This window comes from Salinicola aestuarinus (assembly GCF_003206645.1).
Taxonomy (GTDB): Bacteria; Pseudomonadota; Gammaproteobacteria; order Pseudomonadales; family Halomonadaceae; genus Salinicola; species Salinicola aestuarinus.
The window spans coordinates 87,551-113,517 of the sequence record NZ_PZJP01000003.1 but is presented as its reverse complement, the minus strand read 5'-3'; the positions used below and the strand labels follow the sequence as shown (position 1 = coordinate 113,517).

22 protein-coding genes are annotated in these 25,967 nt (G+C 65.7%); 13 read left to right on the top strand and 9 right to left on the bottom strand.

All coding sequences use genetic code 11. The features are described 5' to 3' along the window. Positions 1–62 precede the first annotated feature (62 nt). The 5 genes from DOM41_RS03340 (at position 63) to DOM41_RS03320 (ending at position 4,741) form a co-directional block, all read left to right on the top strand. Positions 63–857 carry a slipin family protein gene (locus tag DOM41_RS03340; RefSeq protein WP_110685437.1) on the top strand — a complete coding sequence of 265 codons (795 nt, stop codon included), beginning with the start codon at positions 63–65 and terminating at the stop codon, positions 855–857. Positions 858–989: 132 nt separating this feature from the next. Continuing rightward, entirely contained in the window at positions 990–1,706 is a 717-nt protein-coding gene (locus tag DOM41_RS03335; protein ID WP_110685436.1) for an HAD family hydrolase, read from the top strand. A 206-nt stretch (positions 1,707–1,912) separates the two neighbouring features. Beyond that, on the top strand, positions 1,913–3,190 hold the full coding sequence (locus DOM41_RS03330; RefSeq protein ID WP_245391721.1) for an Nramp family divalent metal transporter: 1,278 nt from the start codon (positions 1,913–1,915) through the stop codon (positions 3,188–3,190). 96 nt (positions 3,191–3,286) lie between these two features. Further along, positions 3,287–3,703, top strand: a complete 417-nt coding sequence (mntR, locus tag DOM41_RS03325; protein WP_110685434.1) for a manganese-binding transcriptional regulator MntR — start codon at positions 3,287–3,289, stop codon at positions 3,701–3,703. Between the two features lie 75 nt (positions 3,704–3,778). Further along, a complete protein-coding gene (locus DOM41_RS03320) occupies positions 3,779–4,741 on the top strand; it encodes a hypothetical protein (protein ID WP_157956834.1) in 963 nt (320 codons plus the stop codon). Positions 4,742–4,756: 15 nt separating this feature from the next. On the opposite strand, the gene DOM41_RS03315 is transcribed toward DOM41_RS03320, so the two are convergent. Continuing rightward, on the bottom strand, positions 4,757–6,082 hold the full coding sequence (locus DOM41_RS03315; RefSeq protein ID WP_157956833.1) for a hypothetical protein: 1,326 nt from the start codon (positions 6,080–6,082) through the stop codon (positions 4,757–4,759). 485 nt (positions 6,083–6,567) lie between these two features. Here DOM41_RS03315 and DOM41_RS03310 point away from each other — a divergent pair, with 485 nt between their 5' ends. The 8 genes from DOM41_RS03310 to DOM41_RS03275 all read left to right on the top strand — a co-directional run bounded on the left by DOM41_RS03310 (position 6,568) and on the right by DOM41_RS03275 (position 17,751). Beyond that, entirely contained in the window at positions 6,568–8,121 is a 1,554-nt protein-coding gene (locus DOM41_RS03310; RefSeq protein WP_110685431.1) for a hypothetical protein, read from the top strand. Beyond that, positions 8,114–9,286 (top strand): Asp23/Gls24 family envelope stress response protein, encoded by a 1,173-nt coding sequence (locus tag DOM41_RS03305; RefSeq protein ID WP_110685430.1) that lies wholly within the window; start codon positions 8,114–8,116, stop codon positions 9,284–9,286. The genes DOM41_RS03310 and DOM41_RS03305 overlap by 8 nt, the downstream gene beginning before the upstream one ends. Beyond that, positions 9,283–10,527, top strand: a complete 1,245-nt coding sequence (locus DOM41_RS03300; protein ID WP_110685429.1) for a hypothetical protein — start codon at positions 9,283–9,285, stop codon at positions 10,525–10,527. The genes DOM41_RS03305 and DOM41_RS03300 overlap by 4 nt, the downstream gene beginning before the upstream one ends. Before the next feature lie 254 nt (positions 10,528–10,781). Next, positions 10,782–12,305, top strand: a complete 1,524-nt coding sequence (locus tag DOM41_RS03295) for a hypothetical protein (RefSeq protein ID WP_110685428.1) — start codon at positions 10,782–10,784, stop codon at positions 12,303–12,305. Further along, on the top strand, positions 12,306–13,580 hold the full coding sequence (locus DOM41_RS03290; protein WP_110685427.1) for a hypothetical protein: 1,275 nt from the start codon (positions 12,306–12,308) through the stop codon (positions 13,578–13,580). 2 nt (positions 13,581–13,582) lie between these two features. Continuing rightward, positions 13,583–14,851: a beta propeller repeat protein gene (locus DOM41_RS03285; protein ID WP_110685426.1), complete on the top strand. Its 1,269-nt coding sequence runs from the start codon at positions 13,583–13,585 to the stop codon at positions 14,849–14,851. A gap of 481 nt (positions 14,852–15,332) precedes the next feature. Continuing rightward, positions 15,333–16,820, top strand: a complete 1,488-nt coding sequence (locus tag DOM41_RS03280) for a SulP family inorganic anion transporter (protein WP_110685425.1) — start codon at positions 15,333–15,335, stop codon at positions 16,818–16,820. Between the two features lie 73 nt (positions 16,821–16,893). Next, positions 16,894–17,751: a universal stress protein gene (locus DOM41_RS03275; protein WP_110685424.1), complete on the top strand. Its 858-nt coding sequence runs from the start codon at positions 16,894–16,896 to the stop codon at positions 17,749–17,751. 21 nt (positions 17,752–17,772) lie between these two features. Here the strand turns inward: DOM41_RS03275 and DOM41_RS03270 are convergent, their stop codons facing one another. The 8 genes from DOM41_RS03270 to DOM41_RS03235 all read right to left on the bottom strand — a co-directional run bounded on the left by DOM41_RS03270 (position 17,773) and on the right by DOM41_RS03235 (position 25,927). Next, a complete protein-coding gene (locus DOM41_RS03270; protein WP_157956832.1) occupies positions 17,773–18,393 on the bottom strand; it encodes a hypothetical protein in 621 nt (206 codons plus the stop codon). Positions 18,394–18,547: 154 nt separating this feature from the next. Next, a complete protein-coding gene (fabG, locus tag DOM41_RS03265) occupies positions 18,548–19,330 on the bottom strand; it encodes a 3-oxoacyl-ACP reductase FabG (RefSeq protein ID WP_110685422.1) in 783 nt (260 codons plus the stop codon). After that, positions 19,327–19,836 carry a hotdog family protein gene (locus DOM41_RS03260; protein WP_188112351.1) on the bottom strand — a complete coding sequence of 170 codons (510 nt, stop codon included), beginning with the start codon at positions 19,834–19,836 and terminating at the stop codon, positions 19,327–19,329. Before DOM41_RS03260 ends, fabG begins: the two co-directional genes overlap by 4 nt. Continuing rightward, positions 19,833–21,029 (bottom strand): beta-ketoacyl-ACP synthase, encoded by a 1,197-nt coding sequence (locus DOM41_RS03255; RefSeq protein ID WP_110685421.1) that lies wholly within the window; start codon positions 21,027–21,029, stop codon positions 19,833–19,835. Before DOM41_RS03255 ends, DOM41_RS03260 begins: the two co-directional genes overlap by 4 nt. After that, on the bottom strand, positions 21,026–21,637 hold the full coding sequence (locus tag DOM41_RS03250) for a DUF3261 domain-containing protein (protein ID WP_110685420.1): 612 nt from the start codon (positions 21,635–21,637) through the stop codon (positions 21,026–21,028). The genes DOM41_RS03255 and DOM41_RS03250 overlap by 4 nt, the downstream gene beginning before the upstream one ends. Continuing rightward, complete coding sequence (locus DOM41_RS03245; RefSeq protein ID WP_110685419.1) at positions 21,634–22,902, bottom strand: NAD(P)/FAD-dependent oxidoreductase; 1,269 nt, start codon at positions 22,900–22,902, stop codon at positions 21,634–21,636. Before DOM41_RS03245 ends, DOM41_RS03250 begins: the two co-directional genes overlap by 4 nt. After that, a complete protein-coding gene (locus DOM41_RS03240; protein ID WP_188112350.1) occupies positions 22,899–25,265 on the bottom strand; it encodes an MMPL family transporter in 2,367 nt (788 codons plus the stop codon). Before DOM41_RS03240 ends, DOM41_RS03245 begins: the two co-directional genes overlap by 4 nt. After that, positions 25,262–25,927 carry a LolA family protein gene (locus DOM41_RS03235; protein WP_157956831.1) on the bottom strand — a complete coding sequence of 222 codons (666 nt, stop codon included), beginning with the start codon at positions 25,925–25,927 and terminating at the stop codon, positions 25,262–25,264. The genes DOM41_RS03240 and DOM41_RS03235 overlap by 4 nt, the downstream gene beginning before the upstream one ends. Positions 25,928–25,967: the final 40 nt, after the last annotated feature.

The window sequence follows — 25,967 nt, the reverse complement described above, 5'->3', positions numbered from 1 at the left end:
CACGCAGGCACTGCGTCACACCGGCCCGATGTCAGCCGGTCAACCTGTCAGGAGAAGCGCTCATGTTCGCGTACATCATCCCGGTGGTACTGCTTATTCTGCTGCTGCTCGCCTCGATCCGGATCCTGCCGGAGTATCGGCGCGGGGTCGTGTTCTTTCTCGGTCGGTTCCAGGGGGTGAAGGGGCCCGGGCTCTTCTTCCTGATTCCCGTGGTGCAGAAGATGGAGGTGGTCGATCTGCGCGTGATCACCATGGACGTGCCGGAGCAGGACGTGATCTCTCAGGACAACGTCACGGTACGGGTCAATGCGGTGCTCTATTTTCGCGTCGTCGACCCGGAACGCGCGATCATCCAGGTCGAGAACTTCGTCAACGCCACCAGCCAGCTCGCTCAAACCACGCTGCGCTCGGTGCTGGGCAAGCACGACCTCGACGAGATGCTCTCCGAGCGTGACAAGCTCAATGACGATATCCAGGAGATCATCGATACCCAGACCGAGGCATGGGGCATCAAGGTGGCCAACGTCGAGATCAAGCATGTCGATCTCGATGAGAGCATGATTCGCGCCATCGCCCGCCAGGCGGAAGCCGAGCGCGAGCGACGCGCTAAGGTCATCCATGCCGAGGGCGAGCAGCAGGCCGCGGAGAAACTGGTCGAGGCCGCGGACATCATGGCGCGTAACCCGGCGGCACTGCAGCTGCGCTACCTGCAGACCATGAGCGACATGAGCAACAAGAACGCCTCCACCATCGTCTTTCCCCTGCCGATGGACATCATGGAGGCGTTCAAAACGATGCGCGGATTCGGCACGGGTGCGGATAGCTCGCCCGAGCCGCGCGACACGCCATCCCCTTGATGGGCGATGGGTGAAGGGTGAAGGGTGAAGGGTGAAGGAAGGGTGAAGTAAGGAGACGCATAGCGACGCGAGCGCAGACCTCGGGGCGCCGGCGCGCTATCCTCGGGGTTTTCAGCCACACCGGAGTCTCGCGTGACCCTCGATGACCGCTCGCCCCAGCCACTGCGCACCCCTGCGCCACGCTCTCTCGCTCTTTTCGACCTCGACGACACGCTACTCGACGGGGACTGCACTCACCTCTGGCTCGAGTGGGTGATCGAGTGCGGCTGGGTCGAGGATGGCGAAGCCCTGCTCGAGCGCATGCGCGACCACGACCGCCAGTATCACGCCGGCACCCTCGACATGACCGACCACCTGCGCTTCTCGCTGGCGCCGCTCATCGGGCGCCATCGTGACACCGTGCGCGAGCAGGTCGATGCCTTCGTCGAGAGAGCAGTGGCGCCGCGGCTGATGGCGCCCGGCGTCGAACGGCTGCGCCAGCATGCGCGAGACGGGCACGCGACCCTCGTGATCTCGGCGTCGATGCACCACCTGGTGGCGCCGATCGCCCGTTTCGTGGGGGCCGATGACGCGCTGGCCACGCGACCGGCCTTTGATGCCAATGACTGCTTCACCGGTGAACCCACCGGGATCCAGACCTATCAGCGCGGCAAGCTCGATGCCTTCGCGGCGTGGCTCGACAGTCACGAGACCGGTTTCGCCGAGGGATGGGAAACCTGGGGCTACAGCGACTCCTTCAACGACCTGCCGCTGCTCGAGTTCGTCGACCACCCCCACGCCACCCAGCCCGACGCTCGGTTGCGCGAGACCGCTGACGCCCGTGGATGGCCGGTGCTGCAGTGGCGCTAATTGTCGCGCTGAGCGCTTTCGGGTGCAGAGATGGCATGCCACGAATCGATCCGCTCGATTGAGAAAGCCCATCGGGGATCGCGTTGCGCCTTCGGTAACCTTGGTATATCTTGTAAACCCTAGTTAATTTAGGCGCCGTGGCGCTCACCCGACGGTCGTTGCCGCGCGGGTGTCACGGTGGAATGTTCTCGTTTCGAGAGGTTCCGGTGTCCGACACACTGATCAACTCCTCCCCGGATGACGCGGGCGCGGCGGCCACGGGGCGTCGGCGCTCAGCGTTCCGGCGTTTTCTGCCGTTTTTCGGCCCCGCCATGGTAGCGGCCGTGGCCTACGTCGATCCCGGCAACTTCGCGACCAATATCGAAGCCGGGTCGCGCTACGGCTATCTGCTGTTGTGGGTGGTGCTGTGGGCCAATCTGATGGCGATGCTGATCCAGACGCTCTCCGCTCGACTTGGCGTGGCGACCGGTCGCAATCTGGCGGAAGTCATCCGTGAGCGTTATCCGCGCCCCCTGGTCTGGGCCTACTGGATTCAAGCCGAACTGGTGGCGATCGCTACCGATCTGGCGGAGTTTCTGGGCGCGGCGCTGGCGCTCAATCTGCTCTTCGGTATCTCGATGGTCGAGGGCGCGCTGCTCACCGGCGTGATCACCTACGCCGTGCTACACCTGCAGCGCTATGGATTCCGGCTGGTGGAGATGATCATCGCGGCGATGATCCTGCTCATCGGCGGCGGTTTTCTGATCGAAATCCTCATGGGCCGACCCTCGGTACCCGATGTGCTCTCCGGCATGCTGGTCCCCCAGTTCCCCGACGGTTATGCGGTCTTCCTGGCGGCAGGGATGCTGGGCGCGACTGTGATGCCCCATGTCATCTACCTTCATTCGTCGCTGCTTCAGAATCGTGTGCCCGCCAAAGGCGACGCGCAGCGTCTGCGGGCGATGCGCTACTACCGCTGGGACGTGATCATCGGGATGTCGCTCGCGGGACTGATCAACATGGCAATGCTGGTGGTCGCGGCAGCGGTCTTTCACTACAGCGGCCACGAGGGCGTCGCCACCATCAGCGAGAGCTACAAACTGCTGACGCCACTGATGAACAGCGATGTGGCGAGTCTACTGTTCGGTATCACGCTGCTGCTGGCCGGTATCTCGTCGTCGATCGTGGGTACGCTCTCGGGGCAGGTGGTCATGCAGGGGTTCGTCGGATTCACCATTCCGCTGTGGGCACGACGCCTGCTGACCATGGCGCCGGCGCTGGTGGTGATCATGATGGGGCTGCCCGAACAGCAGGTGCTGGTGGCGAGTCAGGTGGTGCTGAGCTTTGGGATCCCTTTTGCACTGATCCCGCTGATCCAGTTCACGGCACGCCGCGAGCTCATGGGCAACCTGGTCAATCGGCGCTGGGTGACAGCGCTTGGCTGCCTCGCCGCAGCCGTCATCATCTTGCTGAATGGTTATGTGTTGGCCTTCGAGTTGCTGTAGGCTCTGCGTGTCCCGGGCGGCGTTGTCGCTAGTCTCGTCGCTCGGGCCGATCTAGCCCCATTCGTCTCCCCCGAGACAGTCGTCGACGAGAGCGCCATGACAGCACCACCACGTTACGCCCGCTTCGAACGGACGCGTCTTGACCACCAGCAGGAGCTGGTCGAGGACTACGTGGAAGAGATCGCGCAGCTTCACCGCGACCATGGCGAAGCCCGCGCCAGCGATCTCGCCGAACGCTTCGGCGTCAGCGCGGCCGCCGTCTCCAAGGTGATTACCCGCCTCAAACGTGACGGCCTCGCCGAAGCGCGCCCCTATCGCGGTGTCTTTCTCACCGACCAGGGCCGCGACCTCGCCGCCAAAGTCGAAGCGCGCCACCAGCTCGTCCTCTCCACGCTGTTGGCTTTAGGGGTCCCGGCGGATGTCGCCGAAGCCGACTCCGAGGGTATCGAGCACCACTGCAGCGACGCCACCGTCGAGGCGATGAAGCGTTTTTTGGAAACCACCCGCTCCTGAGGCTTTTCGACTCACGTGAATGCTGCGTTTTTCTTCTCTTGTTCCCGCAATACCGACGCGTGTTCACGCGGTCTCGTGCGCCGCTCACTGCTGGCATCCTTACTGGCACTGACGGTAGTCGCCCCCCTCGACGCGCGATCCGACGATGGTGATCGCGTGCTACGCCAATCGATCGAGGCGTTGGATCGTGAGCCCACCGGTGACGCCGAGAACGATCTGGCGTCGGCGATGATGGCGGCGCACGACGGTCCGGCCGTTCACCGGATCGCCGGCCCTGCCGACATTACCCTGGCGGACGGCGTGACGTTCGCGCTGCCCGATGGATACGAGTATCTGGATGGCGGAGATTATGCCGCCATGATGGACGAGGTGGCGGCCGTCGAGCGCGACGAGTTCGATCTCCGCGAAGAGCGACACAGCGCCAGTGACGATAGCGGTCTGTTACGACCGGCCAGCGGAGAATGGATGGCGGCGATCTCGGTGGTCGATTCGCCGCGTATCGTCGAGGGCGACCTCGTCGCCCAGCGCGATCATCTGCTCGAGCGCTATCAGGATTATTTCGACGACGTCATGGATACGCTCGGCCTGCCGGGCGATCAGATGGTCGATCGCTTCGTCCGAAAAGAGCTGATGGGTGGCGCCTGGTACGCCCGCTGGAGTTACCCGCCTGCCTTCGAGACCACGCCGGCGATGCTCTCCTGGGGCGTGACTCGCGCGCCGAAGCGCGGGCCTGACCTGGCGATTGTGATGCGTCTCGGCGCCAGTGAAGTCGTCGGCTTCAACATCAGAACGCTGATCGATTCCGCCGGGGCGATAGGTGACGTGCAGGCGATCGCATCCACGCTCGAGTTCCCCTCCGGGCGCCGCTACGCAGAAGGGAAAGAGGGCGTCTCCGCGACGGCCGTCGTCGACCCCGGGCTCAACGATACCGACCGGGGAATCCAGAGCGCCTACCGCCGACACCTCGCTGAGGAGAAGGCGCGTCTGCACGATCTTTTCGCCCGGGTCATCCGACCCATCGTATCGGTTCGCCGCTGAGTCCAAGAGTGCCGTCTAGGCCTTCGCTGGCCGTCTAGCGAAGGCGCGGTAGGCACGAATGGCAATGATGATCTGGACGAGCCAGTGGATCAGCAGCGCGAGGCCTACCGCGACTGGCGCTAGGGTGAGCCAAGGCGGCGACCAGTAGTATCCCGAATCGATCACCAGGGTGGCCGGGCGCTGGGTCGTGTCCGTCGACACCCACTGGCCGCGGCTCGTCACTTGCCCGCTGTCGGTCAGCGCCAGATCGGCCATCAGGCGTCGCCAAGGGCCTACGTTGTTCAGCGCTATGTCGTTGGGAACGTCGACGCTCAGACGCTGATCGCCTGCCTCGAAGCTCACCATTCTCACGTCGTCGATGTCGCGAATCGTCCAGGTCGACTCACCCTGCGCCTGGCGAATCGTTTGCCACATCTGGCGCAGGTCGCGGCCGAACTCGTAGTCGATCAGGTGCGCCAGCTCGGATTCCAGCTTGCGGCGGTGGCTGTCTCGCAGCAGATGGTCGGGTAGCGGCTCGCCGGCGCGGGCCCGCTCGACGCTCTCCTGCCAGCCGAGATCCTGGGGGCGCAGCAGCGTCTTCAGGGTAATGCACCGATCCGGCTCGGGGCAGAGCGTATCCACCGCCGGCAGCAGTGTCTCCAGGGGCGCGATACGGTAGTCGAGCCAGACGTGGCGGGCGAAACGGCCGTAGCGGTCGCCGCCTACCGAGAGCCGAACCGCCTCGCCGTCAGCGACCTTCTCGGCGACATCGTCGAGATGCGTGATCAGCACGCGTAGGGCATCGAGCTGGCGCTCGCTCAATGTCGATTTCGCCTGTGCGCTGGGCTGACCGACTCTCGCGATGTTGCAGTTCCAGCCGACGTTGAGGTCGTTGGGCCCCCAGTAGTCGAGCGGCAGTGCCTCACAGTCGGCGGGGAGGCCGTCGATGACGAGTTCGTTGTGAAACGTCGAAAGGTAGCGATCGAGATCGGCGACGGTCGAGACCGGCACCTCTCGCTTGCCGCCGAAGGACTCGTCTACCTGTTGCGACCAGCCTTCCCAGTGGCTCATGACCGAGGCGGCGAGCGCAACGGCGACCGTGACGATCACCAGTGCCAGGACCTGCGTGCGAACAGCGACACTGACGTCAGGGATCGGTCGTCGTCTGAACAGAAACCCCGCCGCGACATACAGACCGAGTAGCGCCACCAGTCCGATACCAACGCCGCTTGCATGCGACGCCGACGGGAGCCGTGCCGCGACGATGACGTTCAAGGCGACGATCGATACGACGAGGGGAAAGGCCAGCCGGTAGACAACGGGAAGCGTAGAGGAGACAGAGGGAGAAGACGCACCTGGCATGACGTGGCGTTGGCTCTTTTCGGCGTTGTTGGTTAAGGTCCGCAGCGGTCCCCCGATCGTGCCAACAGAATACACGTCGAGTTCGACATCGATCGGGTCGCCGCCGCGGGACTGGCGCGAAGCGAGTCTATTTCAGCCACGAGCAGAGGGAAACACTGGCGTTGAGTGTCTCGGACCCGCTCGAATTCGACCTCGATAGAGCCGACCTGCGCGGTTGGGTGCCTAGTCGCTTCCAAGAATCGATGATGCAGAGACGAAAAGAGAAATATGGCATACGGGTCGAAGAATCGATTTCAATGTTTCATCGACGAGCGCAGGCATTGTCGAGACAAAGCCTAGCTTAGAATGAATCCGTCACGATGCTCATAGTGTTGGGAACAGTGTCGTTGGGAGCAGTTGTTATTGGGTACAGTATCGCCATCATTCGTGGTCATCATTGTTAAGATTTCCGTGCCGCCAGACACCGTCGACAGAACGCTCACGCGATGAACCCACCTAGTACTTTTTACTACCACCACGACCGCGCCGATCTTCGAGGGGTCGCGCTGATCACGGCGGTACTTGGGCTGGCAGTCGTCTCGGTCCTGTTGCCCCTGCTCACAACTTATCTTCCCAGTTCGTTGGGACTACCCGCCAGCGTGATGCTGATTGTCCTTTGGCTTGGCGTCATCGGTGTCTATGGTGCTCGCGCCCGGCGAGCCAAGGGACGCCAGGAGAAGATAACCATCGATGACACTGGCTTCGACTCACGCCTATATGGCCGCATCGCCTTCGATAACGTGGAGCGTCATCGTCAGGGCCGTGATTCGCGTCTGTGGCGATTCGAAGTGAGCGCGCCGTCGCTGATGTTGGTGCTCACCGATCGCCGACGTGTGCACTTTCATCTGGATAGCCGACACTACACCGCTGAATTGCTGGATTATCTGGGCTGCCTCGAGGCGATCCTGGTCGGGCTGGGGCAGCGTTCCGTCGCGCAGGAAGGCACGTTTCCCAGTCGCAGTGCCATTTACGCTGAGACTCTCGCGTCGGCGCATCCGGCTGGTACGATGAGTCGGGGACTCGATACGCCATCGATGGCCCAAGTCACCGTACCGAATGAGACCGCTCGGGTCGAAAGCAAGGATGAGCCGCGCCCGGGCCGGGCAACCGACAACAGCACTGGCCGCGATGATGACGTCAGTCGCATGAGCAAGGCCAATCGCGCGGCGGATAAACGGGCGACCCAATGGTTCGTCAAACATCGCAAATGGCAGGTGATTGCCGCCTTGCTACTGTCGTTGAGTTATTTCATTCGAGCGTGCGGCCCGGAGATCAAATCGACGTTCACGCCCAATCCGCTCGAAGGCATGCAAGAGACCTCCGTGCACTCGATCGATCTCGCCGTCAGCCGCCTCGAGCGCGCCATCGCTGGCAAAGGACCGGTCTATCTCTGGGGCGAACCGGGCGACGCGAGCGTCAAGCCGGTCCTGCTGCCCAACGTGACTCAAGGAGCGGCGCTGGGCATCGACACGCTCGACCGCCTTAATACCGCTAGCGATATCCGCAAGTTTCTGGACGATGGCGAAGTCGAGGGTTATCAACTTGGTCTGGCCCACGGCGGTGAGTGGGCGCTGCCGCGGACCTCACGAATCTCGACTGCGCCCGTAGAAGGTGAGTATACCCTGTCGTTCTTCCTGCTGATGCCGGAAGGGGTGGCAAAGACTAGCCAGGCACCGATGGATAGTAGCGCCTGGCAACTGCACTACCGGAACTTGGACGAGCTGGCCGAGCGCCTACGTGATGGCCAAGGACAGCAGACGAGTGTTCGCTTGCCGGCAGCGATCGTTGCGCGCTGGCTGCAGATGACGCCAAGCCCGCGTCTCTACGTGGCCGCCTCGGCTTATCAAGGCATGAGCGACGCCGATTTTGCGCAGGCCACCAGAGTGGTGGCGCGTTATTACCGAGAGCAGGGCGTCGATGTGGCGGATTTCGAACGTCGTCGGTTCGAAACGGGCAGCGTCGAGCAAGGTAGCGCCGCGTGGGGAGGTCGCCATGAGTGAAACGTTCTGCTTGAGTGCCGAGTGCCGGCGCCTAGAGCGTATCGAGATCGGTGAAGTGACGCTGTGCCGTCTTCGAACTCGTGGCGGCGTTTACTTCTTCCAGGCTGGGCAGTTCGTCGAACCGCTCACCGCTGCCGGTTTCGTACCAGACGAGCGCCTCGTCATCCATGGACACCGGCTGAGTGACGGCACCGCCTGGGCCGACTGGATCGAGCGTGAAGACGGTACGTTGCATGCGCCTAAGGTCAAAAGTGCGGGCTGGCCGGCGCTGGCCGCCCTGCTGGGGGTGGCGGCCATGGCACCGGCGATCATCTTGGCGATGATCGCCCCAGATGGTGGCGGCTGGCTCTCTTTGGTGAGCAACCTGTTGCTACTGTCGAGTGGCTTCATCCTGCTTCCGGCGCTGTGGTCGGTCGCGGTGCGTCTACATCCGGGCGCACGAGCCATGCGGCGGTCGCTGACTCGCCAGCGTTGCGGCAAGAGCATTATCGCCTCTGAACCCCCTCAGCGCCCTCGCTGTGACGAACTCGCGCTCGGTAACGGCCTTCACGGTGGGGTTGGCGTCGTTCAAGGGCGGGTAGAGAGCGTCAATATCAAGCCCACCGCTCAAGGTATACCGCGCTATCGGGTCTCGCTGGGCGGTGAGGTCTTTACGGTCCCGGTGCATGCAAAGGAAATTGGCGAGGGGGCCGGCCCCTGGTTTCGCCGCGAAACGCCGCTATTCCTGGCGGCCGGTGATCGCGTGGCGCTGATGACACACAGCGGTGACGGCGAGGTTCATGGGGTGCTCGATCTCGACAATGGTGCGGCGCACGTTGCAAAAGCGGGGCGCAGCGGTTCACTCGCCCGCGCCGTGATGCTTTGGATTGTGGGTCTCATGCTACTACTCATCGTCGGCATCATGGCAGCCGTCTCCGTGGGAGACTGGGTAACCCGGGGTATCGCGCCAGACATCTGGGATTGGCGCGAGGCGCTGGGGTTGGTCGGTATCGTGCTACAGATATTCGCTGGCATGGTCGCGTTGATTGGCTTGATCATGGCGTTGGTGTATCGCCGTCTGGCGGTTGGGCGGGCAGCCGCTCCCAGCGAGAAGATCGCAGCCTTGGCGTATCTGTGGCGCATGCGCCATCGGGGCGATGACGTCCTCAACGGATTCTTGAAATGATGGTGCCGACTTGGGTCCGCCCTTGGTTCGCCGTGGCGGTACTGATCTACGTACCGTTCCATCTCTTCTGGAGCCAAACGCAGATGAGCGCGGGCGCGTGGCACGAGGGACTGGCTCGCACTCTCGAGCACGATCTGCGACCCCCGCTAGAGTGGTTTACCCTCTCGGCGACACGCGCCGGCGACGATACGCTCTTGACGCTGGCGTCCAACGGCCGCGATGCCGAGGTAGAGGCGTGCAGCGAAGCGAGAACGTGTCGTCACGACTGCGCAGCTGGCGGTCGTGTCGAGGCCGGTCCCGCCGCGCCCATACTCAACTGCTCGATTCCGCCCTCTGCTGATGCGCATTCGCCCGGCACGGCGAGCCACGGCTTGAGCTATCTGCTGCGAGGTGAGAGCGAACGTCTCACCGTCGTAGCGCGCGCGCAGGGCGACATCAACGGTGTGGGTTGCGGCGAGAGCGGGCACTGCTACCTCTTTGGCAACATGAATGGCCGGCGAGGGCTCACCGGTTTCGTCTCCCACGACGCTGGACATCACTGGCGCTGGATCGAGATGCAGGGGCTAGGCGTTAGCTACGGCGTCGAGGTGTTGGGAATCGAGGGCGAAAGCGCCTGGATCGTCAGTGGGGGAAGTGTTTATTTCACCGAGGACGGCGGGCATCACTGGCGAACAATCGCCTCGGAGCGGACGCTGGTTAGCTACCGCCCGCGCGCTGGTAACGATGCGCTTTACAAGGGATACGTGACCGATCCCACGCAATGGGCCCTCGATGAAACCGGCCGGCTCTATGGTTACCGTGACGATGTCGAGTCCGCGTCGATGGTGCTGTTCCAACTGGATGGCGCGAGTGGCGACATTCTCTCCGTCGACGTCCATTCCGGCCGCTTCGAGTCGCTGGTCGGTCGTCCGGAGATCGGCGTCTACGCCATCCATCGTGATGCGCCACTGGAGCGCTACAGCTTGATTCGACTCAGCGCAGGAGAGTGGCGCACGCATCTCGAGACCGGGAAGGTGCCGCTTTCACAGCTTCATACCAACGGCGAGACGCTGCTGATGAATCGGGGGCGTGGCGACGGCGCGCATATGATGCTGAGCCGCGATGGGGGAGATAGCTTCGAGCGGCGGCGAACGTATTCTCCTAGAGCTGTGACTATTTTCGATCCCGCGACCGGCAACTTCTTGCGTATCGACCCACTAGACGAAACCGGCGATGTCGACTATCGCTGGGTCAGACCGTGAATGTTTGGCCGTTCCATCGCGTGCCGGCCAAGATAGCGGCGCGGTTACGTTGAAAGTGGGGTGGTTACATTGATAGCGGTTTGGTGACATTTTGCGAATGAACGATGCGCTACTGCTTGAGTCCATTGGCTCAATCGGCGCTTCAGGCGCAGGGGCTGCGGGTCGTGAACGCGGCTACCGGCACCGACGGGTCCCGAGTCGTGACTAACGCGAAGCGAGTCTATTTCAGCCAAGAGCAGAGGGAAACACTGGCGTTGAGTGTCTCGGACCCGCTCGAATTCCATCTCGATAGAGCCGACCTGCGCGGTTGGGCGCTACTGGTTTTTGTCGTCGGCCTGGCCGCGCTCTATGTGGGGCTCTCGGTGACGTATCGACGCGTGCCCTCGGAGGGGTGGTGGGGTTGCGGTATCGTTGCGATCGTCGTTCTGCTGGGGGCGGTCGGCGTCTTCTGGCAGCGGGCACGCCGCGGCCTTGGCCTGGCGGAGCACATCACCGTCGATGCCGACGGCTTTCGCTCTCGTCTGCACGGCCGTATCCCTTTCGATGAGATCACCGGCTATCGCAAAGCGCGTGACATAGCGCCGTTTCGCTGGGAACACAACGCGCCGTCGCTGGTGCTCACACTCACCGACGGCCGGCGCCTGCGATATCATCTGGATCGGCGCCACTACGCCGAGGACATTCTCGATTACGTCGGCTTCGTGGACGCGGCGGTTCTTGCCGCGAACGGTCAGGTGGCGCTGCTCGCGGAGACACCGCCTCTCGGCCGGCGGCAGCTGTTCGGCGCGTCTTCGACGGCGGCAGCGACAGAAGCGGCGTCGTCTCTCGATGACACCGACATCGACACCTCTATCCAGGACCGTGCCGGCGGCAAACGCCAGGCGCCATTGGCGTCGCGGGCAGGGCCGGCGCAGGACGCGGCGACGCGTCTCGGGGCCGCCAACAGCGCAGCCGTGCAGCGCAGCACGGCGAAGAAGGACCATCAACGTAAGATCCTCTCCTATGTCGTCCTCGGCCTCTTTGCCTTGCTCGTGATCGTGCGGCTCTTCGGCTCGGAGATCCGCTCGGTGGTCAATCCCAGTCCGTTCGACGGCATGCAAGAGAAAGCGCCGGCGGCCTTCGAACTCAGCAAGCATCGCCTGGCACGAGCCATCGCGGAAAAAGGGCCGGTATTTCTCTGGGGCCGTTCGGCGCCGGTGGCCGTGCGCCCCGTGCTCCTCCCCAACGTCACCGTCTACTCGGGCATCGGCATGCCGGCGCTCGATCTCATGAGCGCCGCGGGTCGAATTTCCGATTTTCTCCTCGGTGGCGAGGCCGAAGGCTACCGGGTCGGTCTGCGGCACGGCGAACTTATCGAGCAAACGCCGCGCACGCGCGTCTCGCAGGCGCCGGTCGAGGGAGAGCGCACGCTCTATCTCTATCTCATGGCGAGTGATGCTCTCGAACCGGAGGCCTCTGCGCGATCGATGCGTACGCTGAGCTGGCGCGTCAATTACCGAGATATCGCAACGCTGCCCGAGCGAATCGAGGAGAGTTTGCAGGCGCGTCCCACACTCCCTCAGGCGATGATCGAGCAGTGGCTGACCATGACGCCGAGCCCCTATCTCTTCGTTACCGCCTCGGCCTACCACGGCATGACCGACGTGGAGTTCAACGCCGTGACCCAGGCGCTCGCCGGGTACTTCGCAGCACGCGGCATGGATACGGCACCGTTCGCCACCCAGCGCTTCGATTCAGGTGTCGTCGATACTGACCAGAGGGCAATTGATGAGCGATAAGTGGATATCGACGGCGTCGTATCGCACGGGCGCCGAGAGGGGCTTTACGTGTCGGTGAGTGCCGCGGCGACTCCGTCCCTGTCTGCATCTTCTCGCGTCATCAGCGGCGAGGTGCGCTGCCTTGCGCTGAAGTGCGACCCGCCAGTCGAGGGCCGTACGCTCTGTCGGCTCTCCACCGACGGTGGCGCTTTCTTCTTCTACCGCGAGCAGTTCGCGGAAATGGAGGACAGCGCACGCGACCCCCACCCCGGGGAGCGTCTGGTGATCGGGGCGTCGCGTCTGCGTGACGGCAGCGGCTGGCTGCACTGGCTTGCACGTGAGGATGGCGGCCTGCTCCGTCGTCCCGAATCGTCCTGGTCCTGGCTATTGCCGATCGGACTGCTGTCGGCGCCGCTGATGGCCTGGTGGATAACGGCGCTACCCAGCGATGGTGTCTGGTGGATGACGCTCCAAGCGCTGCTGGGAATCACGGCAGCCGGCATGCTTGGTCTATCGCTCTACCGACTCGCGATACGCTGGCACCCGACAGAGCGGGCGCTGCAACGTCACCTCACTGACGGGCCTTCGACCCATGGGACGGCGATTCCGCTGTCGTCACTCCCGGCGACGCCGCTCTCGCTCGAGGATGGCGCTCATCACGGCATCGGGCTGGTCCAGGGGCGGGCAGAGCACGTACGTCTCGTCATCGAAACCGAGGGGCGAGGGCGCTATCGGCGTGACTACCGTCGCTATCATTTCCGCTGTGGCGGCGGAGACTTCACGCTGCGTAGCTTCCACGGCGACGTGGGCAAGGTGCTCGATCCGGTCTTCTATCGTCGGGCGCCGCTGTTCATCGGTGAGGGTGATCGGGTCTCGGTTTTGACGCTGGTGGGTGACGGCGAAGTCCATGCCATTCTCGACGGCGAGGACGGCCGAGCTCAGCTCACTTTACAAGGCGCCCCCTACACGCGACTGGGACGCATAGGTGTGCAGTCGTTTCTGGTCTTCCTGTTCGCCTTCATGATGATCACCTTCATCGTGTTTACCCTACAGGACTGGCTGTCGCAGGGCGTTTGGCCGGATGCCTGGGCCGTTCGTGAAGCCGTGTCGCTGTTCGTCGGAGTGAATGTCGTGATGTCAACGCTGATCGCGGGTGTGATCGGGCTGATCGTCGATCGCATCCACAAGTTCTACTACGGCCAGCGCTCTCATCTTCCCTTCGAGCGACTGCTGGGTATCGCCTATCGCTGGCGGCTACACAACGGTCGCTCCGCTCGCCTCGACGAGTTTCGCTGATCATGCTGCCCGTCTGGATTCGCCCCTGGGTCCTCGCCACTTTGGCGATCGTCGGCGTATTCACCCTCGTCTGGCACTTCATGGCCGCGTATGCGTTCGGCTGGCAGCGAGGCGCGGATCAGACACTCGCCCATGCGCTGCGAGAGCCGATCGAGTGGCGCTCGCTGACCGGGACGGCGGCCGGGGAGGAAGCACTGCTGGTGCTCGAATCCCATGGCCGTGATGCCGAAGTGGAAGCATGTGCAGCGGCGGGTGACTGTCGCCCAACGTGCGCGGCCGAGTCGGCGAGCGGGACGCCGACGCTCGAGGCCGGATCGGCACGGCCGATCTTCAACTGTCTGACGCCCCCGGCACCGGATGACGACGTGACGCCGCGCTACCGTGAGCCATCGCTCTACTATCTGCTGCGTAGCGACGGCGAGCGAGTGGAGACGGTGGCCAGGCTACTCGGCGAGATTCTCGATCTGCGCTGCGGTGAAACGACCTGCTATCTCCTTGCCCGCCTGCCGAAAACGCCGGATCAGACCCTGTTCGCCTCCGAAGATCTCGGCCGACACTGGCATCTCGCTGCCCAGCGCGTGCTCGAGCAAGCCGATAGCATGGCCAGTTTCGTAAACGTCGCGAGAGACAACATCTGGCTTGCGGACAGCGATACGCTTTACGCCTCCCGCGACGCCGGCCAGCACTGGAAAACCCTTTCGAGCGCTAAGGCATTGCTTACCTACGATGCCACGCTGGGGGGTGCGCTGCCTCGAGACCCGAGATTCGACTGGGCACTCGACGACGCGGGCGAGATACACGCGTACAGCAGCTACCGGGGGACCGACGGCCGTGGGATGGTGAACTACCGGCTCGATGCCGACAGCGGGCGCATCCTCGAAGCCAATGAAGAGGCAGGGCGGTTCACCGGCATGCTCACGGCGAGAGACGGTTCGCTGCTGGCGCTGCATGAATCCGGCGAGCCGACGCGCTATAGGCTCTATCGCTTGCGTGGCGAGAAGCGCGAGCCGCTGCTGGAGACCGGCGGCGAGCCGCTCAGGCACCTTCAGGGCGGCCGGAATGTGATGCTGCTCGATAGCGGCCGGGGGGATAGAAGCCATCTGCTACTCAGCCGAGACGGCGACGCGTGGATACCGATGGCCAGCCGGTATCGGGGAGAGCGTGCGCTTCTCGATCCTTCCGGCGCGGGAATTCTCGAGTTCGGCTATCCCGGCAACGGTGGACGCTACCCCTACCGCTGGCTGCGACCACCCGAGGGTCGTCTGCCCTGAACGGTTGGGTCGACATGGCGTCGGTGGTAGACTCCGCCGCCTGTAACGATCACTGCCGTCGATTCCGCGCCCTAGGGCCGCGGCGCAACGCCGAGACATCGTCGGTATGCCATCAACCGCCACGAGCGTGACTGTCCGCATGACTCCGCCCTAGCGCATTCTCCCCCGCACGACGCCCGGCGTCGCTGCCTCCGATCGCCCCGGTTCGCCCGGTCGGCGATATTTTTTCGTATCGACTCAATTCGTTACTGGTTTCACCCCTCGCGCTGGCGCGATGTCAGTCGTTGCGCCGACCCGGCCCCTGTCGACTCTCGACCCGGTGTCACCGCGAGTGTGTCATCGTCCGGTGGCGACACTGGCGTTGGGTTTTTGCCTTGCGGCGTACAGGGAGTTCCGCGTTGGACGGCCTGTCCGAAGTGTCGGTCTGGCATAGTGACGCTCAGGGGTGTGGCAGTAATCTCGTTCAACAAGGGAACGCTTCATGTTCGAAATGATAAGACGACACTGGCTCTCCAACATCCGTGGTGACGTGCTCGCCGGTACCGTGGTGGCGCTGGCGCTGATCCCGGAGGCGATCGCCTTCTCGATCATCGCCGGCGTCGATCCCAAGATCGGCCTTTATGCGTCGTTCTCCATGGCGGTGGTGATCGCTTTCGCCGGTGGCCGTCCGGGGATGATCTCCGCTGCGACCGGGGCAACGGCGCTGTTGATGGTCACGCTGGTGCGCGACCACGGCCTGCAGTATCTGCTCGCCGCGACGCTGCTGACCGGCGTCATTCAGATCCTGTTCGGCTATCTCAAGCTCGGGGCGTTGATGCGTTTCGTGTCGCGCTCGGTGGTCACCGGCTTCGTCAATGCGCTGGCGATCCTGATCTTCATGGCGCAGCTGCCCGAGCTCACCAATGTCACCTGGCACGTCTACGCCATGACGGCGGCTGGCCTCGGCATCATCTACCTCTTCCCCTACCTGCCGGTGATCGGCAAGACACTGCCGTCGCCGCTGGTCTGCATCGTGGTGCTGACCGCCGTCTACATGATCACGGGCATGGATATCCGCTCCGTGGGCGACATGGGCGAGCTGCCCGATTCGCTGCCGATCTTTCTGTGGCCGGACGTACCGCTGAACCTCGAGACGCTGTGGATCATTCTGCCGTACTCGCTGGGCATCGCCGTCGTCGGTCTGCTCGAGTCGATGATGACCGCGACCATCGTCGATGAACTCACCGATACGCCGAGCGACAAGAACCGCGAGTGCAAGGGCCAGGGCCTTGCCAATATCGTTACCGGGGCGCTCGGCGGCATGGCCGGCTGCGCGATGATCGGTCAGTCGGTGATCAACGTGAAATCCGGCGGTCGAGGCCGGCTCTCGACGCTGGTCGCCGGTGTCTTCCTGCTGATCCTGGTGGTCTTCCTCGGCGACTGGGTCTCGCAGATTCCCATGGCGGCCTTGGTCGCGGTGATGATCATGGTCTCCATCGGTACGTTCAGCTGGCAGTCGATCCGCGATCTCCGACGTCACCCGCTCTCCACCAACGTGGTCATGCTGGCGACGGTGGTGACCGTGGTCGCCACCCACAACCTGGCGATCGGTGTCCTCGTCGGCGTGCTGCTGGCGTCGCTGTTCTTCGCCAACAAGGTCGGGCAGATTCTCTACATCGGCAGTCGGATGGACGAAAGCGGTCGTACCCGCGAGTATGAGGTTGTCGGTCAGGTGTTCTTTGCCTCCTCGACCCGCTTCACCAACAGCTTCGACTTCAAGGAGGCGGTCGAGCGGGTGACCATCGACCTCTCTCGGGCGCACCTGTGGGACATCACCGGCGTCGAGGCGCTGGACAACGTGGTGGTCAAGTATCGCCGTGAGGGTACCGAGGTCGAGGTGATCGGGCTGAACCGGGCGAGCGCGACGCTGGTCGATCGCTTCGCCGTCCACGACAAGCCGGATGCGGTCGAGAAACTGATGGGGCACTGACACGCCGGCCCAGGATCGGCGCGCCGGCCTTGCGGCTCGGGGCGCCGGGGATCTCTCTTTTCGAGGAAAGCACATGAGCGAACGATACGTACTCGCCTGCATCGACGACTCCAACCACGCCAGCGGCGTCTGTGCCGCGGCGAGCTGGGCCTCGGAGCGGCTCGGTGCGCCGCTCGAGCTGCTGCATGTATTGAGCAAGCCGCGGGACGTCGACAGTACCGATGCCAGTGGCCAGATCGGGCTCGGCAGCCGGGAGAATCTTCGCGCTCAGCTAACCGAGCTCGACGAGCAGCGCGCCACGCTCGCCCAGCAGCACGGCCGCGAACTACTCGGTGCGGCGAAGAGCGAGGCCGAGGCGGTGACATCGAACACGGTGACCACGTCGCTGCGTCATGGCGAGCTGATCGAGTCGCTGGTCGAGCGCGAGTCGCAGGCGCGTCTCATCGTTCTTGGCAAGCTCGGGGAGTCGCAGCGCGAGAGCGCGGCGCATCTTGGCAGCAACCTCGAGCGCGTGGTGCGCACTCTGCATACGCCGATTCTGGTTACCCCGAGTGAGTTCCGCGCGCCGAAGCGCCTGCTGCTTGCTTTCGACGGCAGCCGCACCACAAAGCGTGGCGTGGAGATGATCGCCGAGAGTCCGCTGCTCAACGGCCTCGTCTGCCACGTGGTGATGATCGGGGCCGGCACCGACGATCAGCGTGCCGAGCTCGAGTGGGCGCTGAATCGCCTGCGCGAGGGCCAGATCGAAGCCGAGGGGGATGTGCTGTCGGGAGAAGTCGACGAGGTGCTGGGCGACTACGTCGCGCATGAGGAGATCGACCTGATGATCATGGGCGCCTACGGGCACTCGCGGATTCGTCAGCTGCTGGTCGGCAGCACGACCACCACGATGCTGCGGCACTCGCAGGTGGCCACGCTCATTCTGCGCTAGGCCGCGCCTCGAGTCTCCGGGCTATTCACTGGCGTCCCGCTCGCCGTTCCTTGTCGGCGGCGCGGGGCGGTGACGCAGGAACTGGCCGAGGTGGTCGGGCTGGCACTCGCCGACCCGGCAGAGCTGCCAGGCAATCTCGGCGTAGTGCATCAGCGTCGGCGTCATCAGCCGCTGACGGTGCGGTTCCTGCTCGTGGCGGGCGGCTTCGTCGTCGAGCCACTCGAAGAGCCTTGCCAACCGTGTATAGGTGACGTCGCCGCGCCCGGCATTGCCGCGCAGCGCATCCACCGACAGGCAGCGCATCACGCTGCGCTTGTTGGGGTCCAGGCTCTCCTTGTCCAGCAGGGCTTCGGTATGGCTGATGAACTGCTGCACCAGCTGGGCAAGCTCAGCCGACTCGAGCTGCTCACGCACCGCCTGCTGGCTTTCGCTCAGCGCCTCCTGCTGACGCGCGAGGCCGCGGGTGAGTATCACCAGCTGAATGCAGAGCCAGCCGGCCAGCGTCAGCGCCAGCAGATAGATGCCGAGCGGGGCGAGCGCCTGAGGTGCCAGAGGCCAGGTGAGATCGCTTGCGATCACGCCGCCGGCGGCCAGTGCCAGCAGGGTGACGACCAGTACTACGATGAAGATGCCGAGATGCATGTCGTTGTCCTGTCGATAGAGCTCGCGATGGCGTCTGTTATCGGCGCGCGGCGACAATGCTTGAGCGCGCAACCTCCAACCGTGGCTCGCCCCGCGCCAGTGCCCACCCCGCCCGCCGTGATGCGGCTCGCGCAGGCGAGTGTCAGTGTCCGGTCTAGAACATCCCGCCGTTGACCGCGATCACCTGACGAGTGATATAGGCCGCGTCCGCCGAGCAGAGAAAGCTCACCGTTCCCGCGATCTCCTCGGCCTGACCCGTGCGCTGCATGGGAATCGATCGGCGCATCTCGTCACGTGGCAGCGTCTCGGTCATGTCGGTGTCGATCCACCCGGGTGCGACGCAGTTGACGGTGATGCGTCGCTTGGCGAGCTCGACCGCCAGCGCCTTGGTCGCGCCGATGATGCCGGCCTTGGCGGCACTGTAGTTGACCTGACCGCGGTTGCCCATCATGCCCGAGAGCGACGACAGCGTGACGATCCGCCCTCCCTGTCGGCGCTGGATCATCGGCATCGTCAGCGGCTGCAGCACGTTGTAGAAGCCGTCCAGATTGGTGCGCAGCACGCTGTCCCAGGCGTCGCCGTCGAGTGCCGGAAAGGGCGCATCGGCCGTCACGCCGGCGTTGCAGATCACGCCGTAATAGCAGCCGTGGGCGGCGATGTCCGCCTCCAGCACCTCACGCACCTGTTCGCGTTCGCGAAGATCGAAATGCAGGACTCTCGCGCGTCGGCCCTCGGCCTCGATGTCCGTTTTGACGGCGTCGATCCCGGCGCTTGCGCGTCGGCCGTGGAGCACGATATCGAAGCCATCTCGCGCCAACCGGCGGGCGATGGCGGCACCGAGGCCGCGGTTGGCGCCGGTCACCAGCACGCTGCGCGCTGGCGAAGCGTCGTCGGCGTGCTGACTAGCGGTGTCGAGGGAAGCTGTCTCGAGGCTCATACGGTCTCGCCAGTAGAAGAGGGGAAAAGCGATGGCTCGTCCGTGGCAGCGGCCAGCGGGGAACGGTAGAGCGTCAGCGTGCCGGCGGCGAGGGTGTCGCCGCTCTCGGCGTCGAGGATCTCGCCCTCGATCTGGGTGACGCCGTTGGCGGCGACGAAATCGACCCGAACCGACACCCGAAAGCCCCGCCCGATGGCGAATGCCGGCGTCTCGCTGCGATAGCGCCGACAGCCCAGCAACAGGCCGGGCTGTGGCGCCTCGCCGCTGGCCAGGGCCCGATAGCCCGCCCAGCCGGCGAGCGTCTGGGCGATCCACTCCACCCCGACCCAGGCCGGGATACCGGCATCGTCGGCGAAAAGCGCGTCCCCGCTGGGTGTCACCTCGGCGACGGCGCCGTCATCGTCGATCTGCTGGAGTGTGTCCAGCAGGCACATGCCGCGGGCGTGGGGCACCAGTGGCGCCATCGGGCAGGGCAGTTCGGGTGGCGCGTTCAGCGTCTCGCTCATGGGGCCTCGGCATCGGTGTCGTTGCGCGTCAGCACCAGGCTGGCGTTGCTGCCGCCGAAGGCGAAGCTGTTGCTCAGCGTCGCGCGCAGCGGGCGAGTGGAGCGGGAATTCTCCACCAGCGACAGCGCAGGAATTTCGGGGTCGTAGTCGCCGTCGAAGCGATGCAGCGGCAGCCGGCCGTGCGCCAGTGCCAGCCAGCAGAACGCGGCTTCCAGCGCGCCGGCCGCGCCCAGGGTATGACCGGTCAGCGCTTTGGTCGAACTCGCCGGCGGGAGCGTGTCGAAAAGCGAGTGCACCGCGGCGGCCTCCATGGCGTCGTTGAGTGTCGTCGCAGTGCCGTGGAGGTTGAGGTAGTCGATCGCCGTCGGCGACAGCCCGGCCATCGCCAATGCCTGACACATCGCCTCCCGGGCGCCGCTGCCGTCGGGACGCGGGGCGGAGATATGGTGCGCGTCGCTGCTCTCGCCGATGCCGGCCAGCTGAATGCCACCGGTCTGCGGCGTGACGACGAACAGGGCGGCCGCCTCGCCCAGATTGATCCCCGTGCGGTTGCGCGAGAACGGCAGGCAGGGCATCGGTGACACCGCGTCGAGACTGGCGAAGCCGTTGACCGTCAGCTGGCAGAGGCTGTCCGCCCCGCCGGCGATCACGGCGTCGCACTCGCCGCTTCTCAGCAGCCGACGGGCGCTGGCCAGCGCCCGCGCGCTGGAACTGCAGGCGGTCGAGAGCGCGTAGCAGGGCCCGGTGATTCCCAGCCGCTCGGCGATGAAGCGCGCCGGTGCACCGAGCTCCTGACGGGCGTAGTCGAAGCTCGCCGGCAGCGGCCCCTCGCGGCCGGCGGTGGCGAGCGCGATCTCGGTTTCGGCGATGCCGGAGGTACTGGTGCCGATCACCACGCCGATGCGCGAGGCTGGCGTGCTCTCCAGTAGCCTGGACAGCGGCGCCGCCAGCCCTTCGAGGGCCCGGGCGAGCAGCCGATTGTTGCGGCTGCGGTGGGCCGCGGGCCAGTCGCTGTCGTCGGCTAGCGGCGAGCGCACGCTGCCCAGGGTCTGCACGGTGCCGGGGGAATAGTGGTCGCTCGCCTCGAGGCCACGCTGGCCGGTGAAGAGTGCCTCACTGATGGCGTCGAGCTCGTCGCCGAGAGAGCACACCACACCGGGGCGGGAGAGCTGGCAGGGAACGGGCTGGCTCACGGGGTATCGGCCTCCCTCGGCGTGATGGTCAGACGGTAACCGCCCTCGCGGTCATCGAGTGTCAGGGGCCGGGGGGAACCGGGGCGTGGCGCCGGCGTGATGCGCGCCACCAGGGTGCCGCGGCGACGAATCTCGCGGCGGGTGGCATCCTCGTCGATGGACCACTCGCTCCCGGCGAAGGCCCGCTCCAGCGACTCGCGCGGCCACAGACTCCACTCGAGACGTGAGGCGAGCCAATCAGGCGGTATCGGCAGCGGTGGCTCGCCAGGGGCGTCGCCCGCCTCGAAGCGCGCGCCGTCGGCGTCGCGCACCAGGGTGGTCAGGCGCTGGCCGTAGGGCGTGACGAGCGCGGCACGCAGCGCCGTCGGCGTGATGCGGATGAACGCCATCAACGTACGCTCCGCTCGGGTCTTTGCCGAACTCGGTGTCGGCGTTTCGTCGCGAGTCGACGCGTTCGGGGTCAATGTCAGCCGGCTGGCGAGCGTCTGCTCGCTGGCCGCCGCCGCCAGCGGTGGGGAGGGCGACACCGGCGGTGACAGGCTGCAGCCAGTGAGCGTCAACAGCGCCAGCAGCGTGACGACGGCGATGAGAGGGGGCCCGCGTCTCATGCTGTCACCGTGCCGGGCCCGGCGCGTTCGTGGCCACAGAGCGCGGCGAGGGTGTCGAGATGTTTCGCCGTCTCGCGGGTAAAGGGGTTGTCGTCGTCCCAGGCGTAGCCGGCGAGGATGGCGCTGATTCGCGACTGGATCGAGGGCGGCGCATTCTCGTGAAACACGATCGACTGCAGCCGGCCGTCGTACCAGCCGTCGACGAAGGCGCGAAACGTCGCCATGCCGCGGCGCAGCGGGGCGTCGAACGCGTCGTCCCAGGCCACGGTTTCGCCCGCGAGCTGCCGTGCCACCAGCGGCGCGGCAAGCGACGCCGAGCGCAGCGCCAGCGTCACGCCGGAGGAGAAGACCGGGTCGAGAAAGGCGCCGGCGTTGCCAAGCAGCGCATAGCCCGGGCCGTGCAGGCGCGTCACGTCCGTCGAATAACCCTGTAGCTCGCCCACCTCGCGGCGGTGGGGAGCACCCTCGAGGAGCGCACGAAAGCGCGGCTCGGCGGCGATCAGTGCGGCAAAGCGCGCCGCCGGCGTCTCGCCGAAGGTGGCCATGCGCGCGCGATCGCCGACGACGCCCACCGAGGCGCGCCCGTCGGCCAGCGGAATCAACCAGTACCAGAGGCCGGCATCGTCGGGGTGGACGCCGATCAGAATCTTCTCGCGATCGAACCCGTCGCGGGCCAACGTGGCCTCGTCGACATCGACGTGGGTAAAGAGCGCGCTTCTCGCTGCCTGTCCGGACTCGCACTCGAGCTGTTCGAGCCGCGCCAGTACCCGCCCGGCGCCGCTGGCATCGAGAACGAAGCCGGTCTCCAGCGTCTCCCGGTGGCCGTCGGCGTAGCAAACACTGACCCGGGGGCGGACCGGGTCGGCGTGAAACGCTTCGACGCTGGCACCGAAGGTCACCGCGGCGCCCCGCTCGGCCGCCGCCTCGATCAGGCGACGATCGAAGTCGGCGCGTTCGACTTGAAAGGTGGTACCCCAGCCGGGGGTGGACTTGTCCCGGAAGTCGATGGCCGTCTCCCGGCCGTCGCGGGTGAAGGCCGCGCCGTTCTTCGGCTGGTAGCCGCCGGCGAGCACGGCATCCAGCAGGCCGGCGGCTTCGAGATCCACCATGCAGCGCGGCAGCAGGCTTTCGCCCAGCGAGAAACGCGGGAAGTGCCCGCGCTCGAAGACGTGCACGCGCCAATCCTGGCCGGCGAGCGTCGCCGCCGCGGCAGCGCCGGCGGGGCCGGCACCGATGACGATGACATCGGGGTCAGATGGCGTCATTCGAGCGCTCCTTGATAAGGCGATGGCGGTCGGGTACTGGCGCGTGTGGCCGCGTCGGGTCCGCTGTCCTGCGGGCGCACCCAGGGCACCAGCGCCCACACGCTGGCCAGACCGATCAGGCAGGTCAGGCCCAGATAGTGCAGCGCCGGCGTGGCGCTGAATGACAGCGTACCGAACGCCAGTAGGCTAGTCAGCGTGGATAGCGAGATCGCCAGCCACGTCGAGGGCCGACGGGCATGCTCGACGTTGAAGATACCGGCATCCAGTCCGATGCCCAATACCAGCAGCAGCCCGAGCTGGCTAAACAGGTTGAGCGGCACGCCGGCCAGCGAAAAGAGCGCCAGCACGATCAGAGTCGCGCCGAAGGGGGGCACCATCACTCGCCAGGCGCGGCGGCGGTAACGCCAGGCCAGCGCCAGCGCCATCAGCGCCATGGCTCCGGCTACCCAGACGGCAGTCTGGCGGCGCAGCTCGCCCAGCAGCGCGCCGAGCCGGGAAACCCGATCGACGTAGCGAGTCTGCGGCTCGGCGGCGGCGATGGCTTCCAGCGCGGCACGGGTGTCGCTGTCGCGCGTCCCGTCGATGACGATCATCGCGGCGACATCGCCCGCCGGCGTCTCGCCGAGCCAGAGGCGCTGCCCGAACTCGCCCAGTGGCGTGGCGAGCCAGCCCTCGACATCGAGTATCGGTACGTCATCGAGTCGCGCCCGGGCGGCGTCCGCCGTCGACTCGGGTAGCCCCGCGCGCGCGATCAGCCGGTCCAGTGGGGCGCCGTAGAGCTTGCGCACTCGGGCCAGGTTGGCCTGCTGCACCGCGCGGGGCGGCACCGCGGTTGCCAACGACTGGTAATCGATGCCGAGCCCGCCATCGATCGCCGCGTCCAGCGCGCCATCCAGCCGGTGGAGCCGCCTCAGCAGCGCGTCCTCGTCGGCGGCGCGGACCAGCAGATAGCGGCTGCCGGTATCCTGCTCGAGCAGTGTCTGCACCCGCGCCTCTTCCTGCATCATCGCCGGGGGAGACGGGTTGAGCAGCGCCAGGCTGTCGTCACTCTCGAGCCGGGTGGCGCAGATCGTCACCAGCACCGCGGCGGCGAGAAGTGCCACCCAGGGGCGCGGTCGCCAGCGCGGCTGGCACTGCTGCCACCAGCGCGCGGCGAAGCGGGCGGTGAAGGGGCTCGCCCGCAGACGACAACGCGGTAGCCACAGCACCACCGTCAGCCAGGCGCCGACGAGGCCGAAGGCGGCAAAGGCTGCCATCTGGCGCAGCCCCGGCATCGGCGTCAGCGCCTGGGCGACGTAGGCGACCACGCTGGAGACGAGCCCCAGCGTCAGACTCGGCAGCAGCCGGCGCAGGGTAAAGTCTTGCCCCTCGACGGCGCGGTCACACTGCAGATGCAGCACATAGTCGACGGCGATACCGATGAGACTCGCGCCAAAGGCCAGCGTCAGCAGATGCAGCCGACCGAAGAGTGCGAGCGTCAGCGTCAGTGCGAAAAGCGAGCCGGCGAGCAACGGCAGCGTCAGCTGGACGAGCACCCGCGGCGAGCGGAAGACGAAGCCAATGATCAGCAGCACGCCGAGCAGCGACGCCGCTCCGATGGTGGAGATCTCGCGCTTGGCCTGACGCGCACCGGCGCCGGCGTGGAAGATGAGCCCCGAGCGCAGCAGTTCGGCGTCCGGGTGCGCCTGCTCGAATCGCGTCAGGGTCTCGTGCAATGCGCGCTGGCTCCCCATGGCGTAGGGCGAGCCGGCAAGCTCACCGATCAGTACGCTGAAGCGTTCCCCGTTACCGTCATGCTGGCGATCGGCGTCGAGCGTCAACAGTCCGTCCCGCGCGGTGATCGGGCTCTCGGGCTGACGCGCGAGCCAGGCGTCGGTCATCCCGAAGGGATCCGCCACCGGCTCGGGGCGGGCAGTCGGAGAGAAGAGCCGGCGCAGTGCGGGCGCCACAAGCGTGTCGCCGCCATCGGCGTCGATGGCCTGCTGCCAGGCCGGCGTGAGCAGGCGGTAACGCCACTCGCCCATCCAGTCCCGCGGGTCGCGGTCGGCCAGATCGAGCGCGCGCCAGTCGAGGCTCGCCAGCGTCCCCTTTGCGACTCGCTGTTCGAGCGCGTTACCGAGTGCCTGTGTCGCGGCGACCCGCTCATCGGCGCGCAGCAGAAGGAGAAAACGATCCTCGAAGCCGCGCCCGAGCTGGCGGTCCGCGGCCTCGACCAGCGGCGCCTGGCGGTCGGCGGGGAGCAGTGCGCTAAGGTCCGAATCCGCCGGTAGGCCGTCGCGCAGCATGATGCCCAGCCAGAGAGCACACAGCGCCAGCACACCCAGCCAGAGATGGCCGAGTCGACGGTAGCTCGCGTGGGTCATGGTGCCGGGATCGGCGTCTGGTCGAAGAGGCGGACCCGCAGCCGGTCGCCGTTCGGCGCGTGCATCTCGAGGGTATCGACGGACTCACCACCGCTGAGATGGATCTCGCGGATGCGTCGGGCCAGCGCCTCGGCTTTCGGCGTGAGAGTCACTTGCCAGGCCTCGGCGCTGCCGTCGAGCGCGATCGCGAAGCGCGACTCGAGCGAGGCCCAGTCACCCTCGAGCAGCTCGAGAAAGAGCCTTGCGACCTGCTCGCCGCCCGGCGGGGCACGATCGCCGCTTGCGTTGACGATTGCCTCCGGGGTGAGGGTAATGCGCTCCTCCACCGGCTGCTCGAGCTGCCAGACGACTCGCTCGCCGCGTTCGAAACGAAAGTGGCCACGGCTGGTCATGGTGGCATCGAGGTCGGCAAGTTCGCGTTGCTGCTCGAAGCGCCCCGTCACCGACGGCGCCTGAGTCAGCTCACGCTGCAGTGCGTCGAGATCGAACGCATCGGCGGCAGCCGGCGGAATGACCAGTGCCAGGCCCGCCAGCATGGCGCTCATCAGCATGGCGCTCATCAGCATGGCGCCCATCAGCGTCTCGCTCTTCAGCCTGGCGCTCTTCAGCCTGGCGCTGAACCGCCGGGCGAGGCGTTGCAGAGAGTGTGTTTCTGGGCGCATGGCGTGGGTCCTGTCAAAAGAGGAATGACGCGGCGAGCGA

Excerpts from the sequence above, each read along its gene's own strand:
- DOM41_RS03340 (WP_110685437.1), top strand. The coding sequence starts at position 63 with ATGTTCGCGTACATCATCCCGGTGGTACTGCTTATTCTGCTGCTGCTC.
- mntR (WP_110685434.1), top strand. The coding sequence starts at position 3,287 with ATGACAGCACCACCACGTTACGCCCGCTTCGAACGGACGCGTCTTGAC.
- DOM41_RS03315 (WP_157956833.1), bottom strand. The coding sequence starts at position 6,082 with ATGCCAGGTGCGTCTTCTCCCTCTGTCTCCTCTACGCTTCCCGTTGTC.
- DOM41_RS03310 (WP_110685431.1), top strand. The coding sequence starts at position 6,568 with ATGAACCCACCTAGTACTTTTTACTACCACCACGACCGCGCCGATCTT.
- DOM41_RS03305 (WP_110685430.1), top strand. The coding sequence starts at position 8,114 with ATGAGTGAAACGTTCTGCTTGAGTGCCGAGTGCCGGCGCCTAGAGCGT.
- DOM41_RS03300 (WP_110685429.1), top strand. The coding sequence starts at position 9,283 with ATGATGGTGCCGACTTGGGTCCGCCCTTGGTTCGCCGTGGCGGTACTG.
- DOM41_RS03285 (WP_110685426.1), top strand. The coding sequence starts at position 13,583 with ATGCTGCCCGTCTGGATTCGCCCCTGGGTCCTCGCCACTTTGGCGATC.
- DOM41_RS03280 (WP_110685425.1), top strand. The coding sequence starts at position 15,333 with ATGTTCGAAATGATAAGACGACACTGGCTCTCCAACATCCGTGGTGAC.
- DOM41_RS03275 (WP_110685424.1), top strand. The coding sequence starts at position 16,894 with ATGAGCGAACGATACGTACTCGCCTGCATCGACGACTCCAACCACGCC.
- DOM41_RS03270 (WP_157956832.1), bottom strand. The coding sequence starts at position 18,393 with ATGCATCTCGGCATCTTCATCGTAGTACTGGTCGTCACCCTGCTGGCA.
- fabG (WP_110685422.1), bottom strand. The coding sequence starts at position 19,330 with ATGAGCCTCGAGACAGCTTCCCTCGACACCGCTAGTCAGCACGCCGAC.
- DOM41_RS03260 (WP_188112351.1), bottom strand. The coding sequence starts at position 19,836 with ATGAGCGAGACGCTGAACGCGCCACCCGAACTGCCCTGCCCGATGGCG.
- DOM41_RS03250 (WP_110685420.1), bottom strand. The coding sequence starts at position 21,637 with ATGAGACGCGGGCCCCCTCTCATCGCCGTCGTCACGCTGCTGGCGCTG.
- DOM41_RS03245 (WP_110685419.1), bottom strand. The coding sequence starts at position 22,902 with ATGACGCCATCTGACCCCGATGTCATCGTCATCGGTGCCGGCCCCGCC.
- DOM41_RS03240 (WP_188112350.1), bottom strand. The coding sequence starts at position 25,265 with ATGACCCACGCGAGCTACCGTCGACTCGGCCATCTCTGGCTGGGTGTG.
- DOM41_RS03235 (WP_157956831.1), bottom strand. The coding sequence starts at position 25,927 with ATGCGCCCAGAAACACACTCTCTGCAACGCCTCGCCCGGCGGTTCAGC.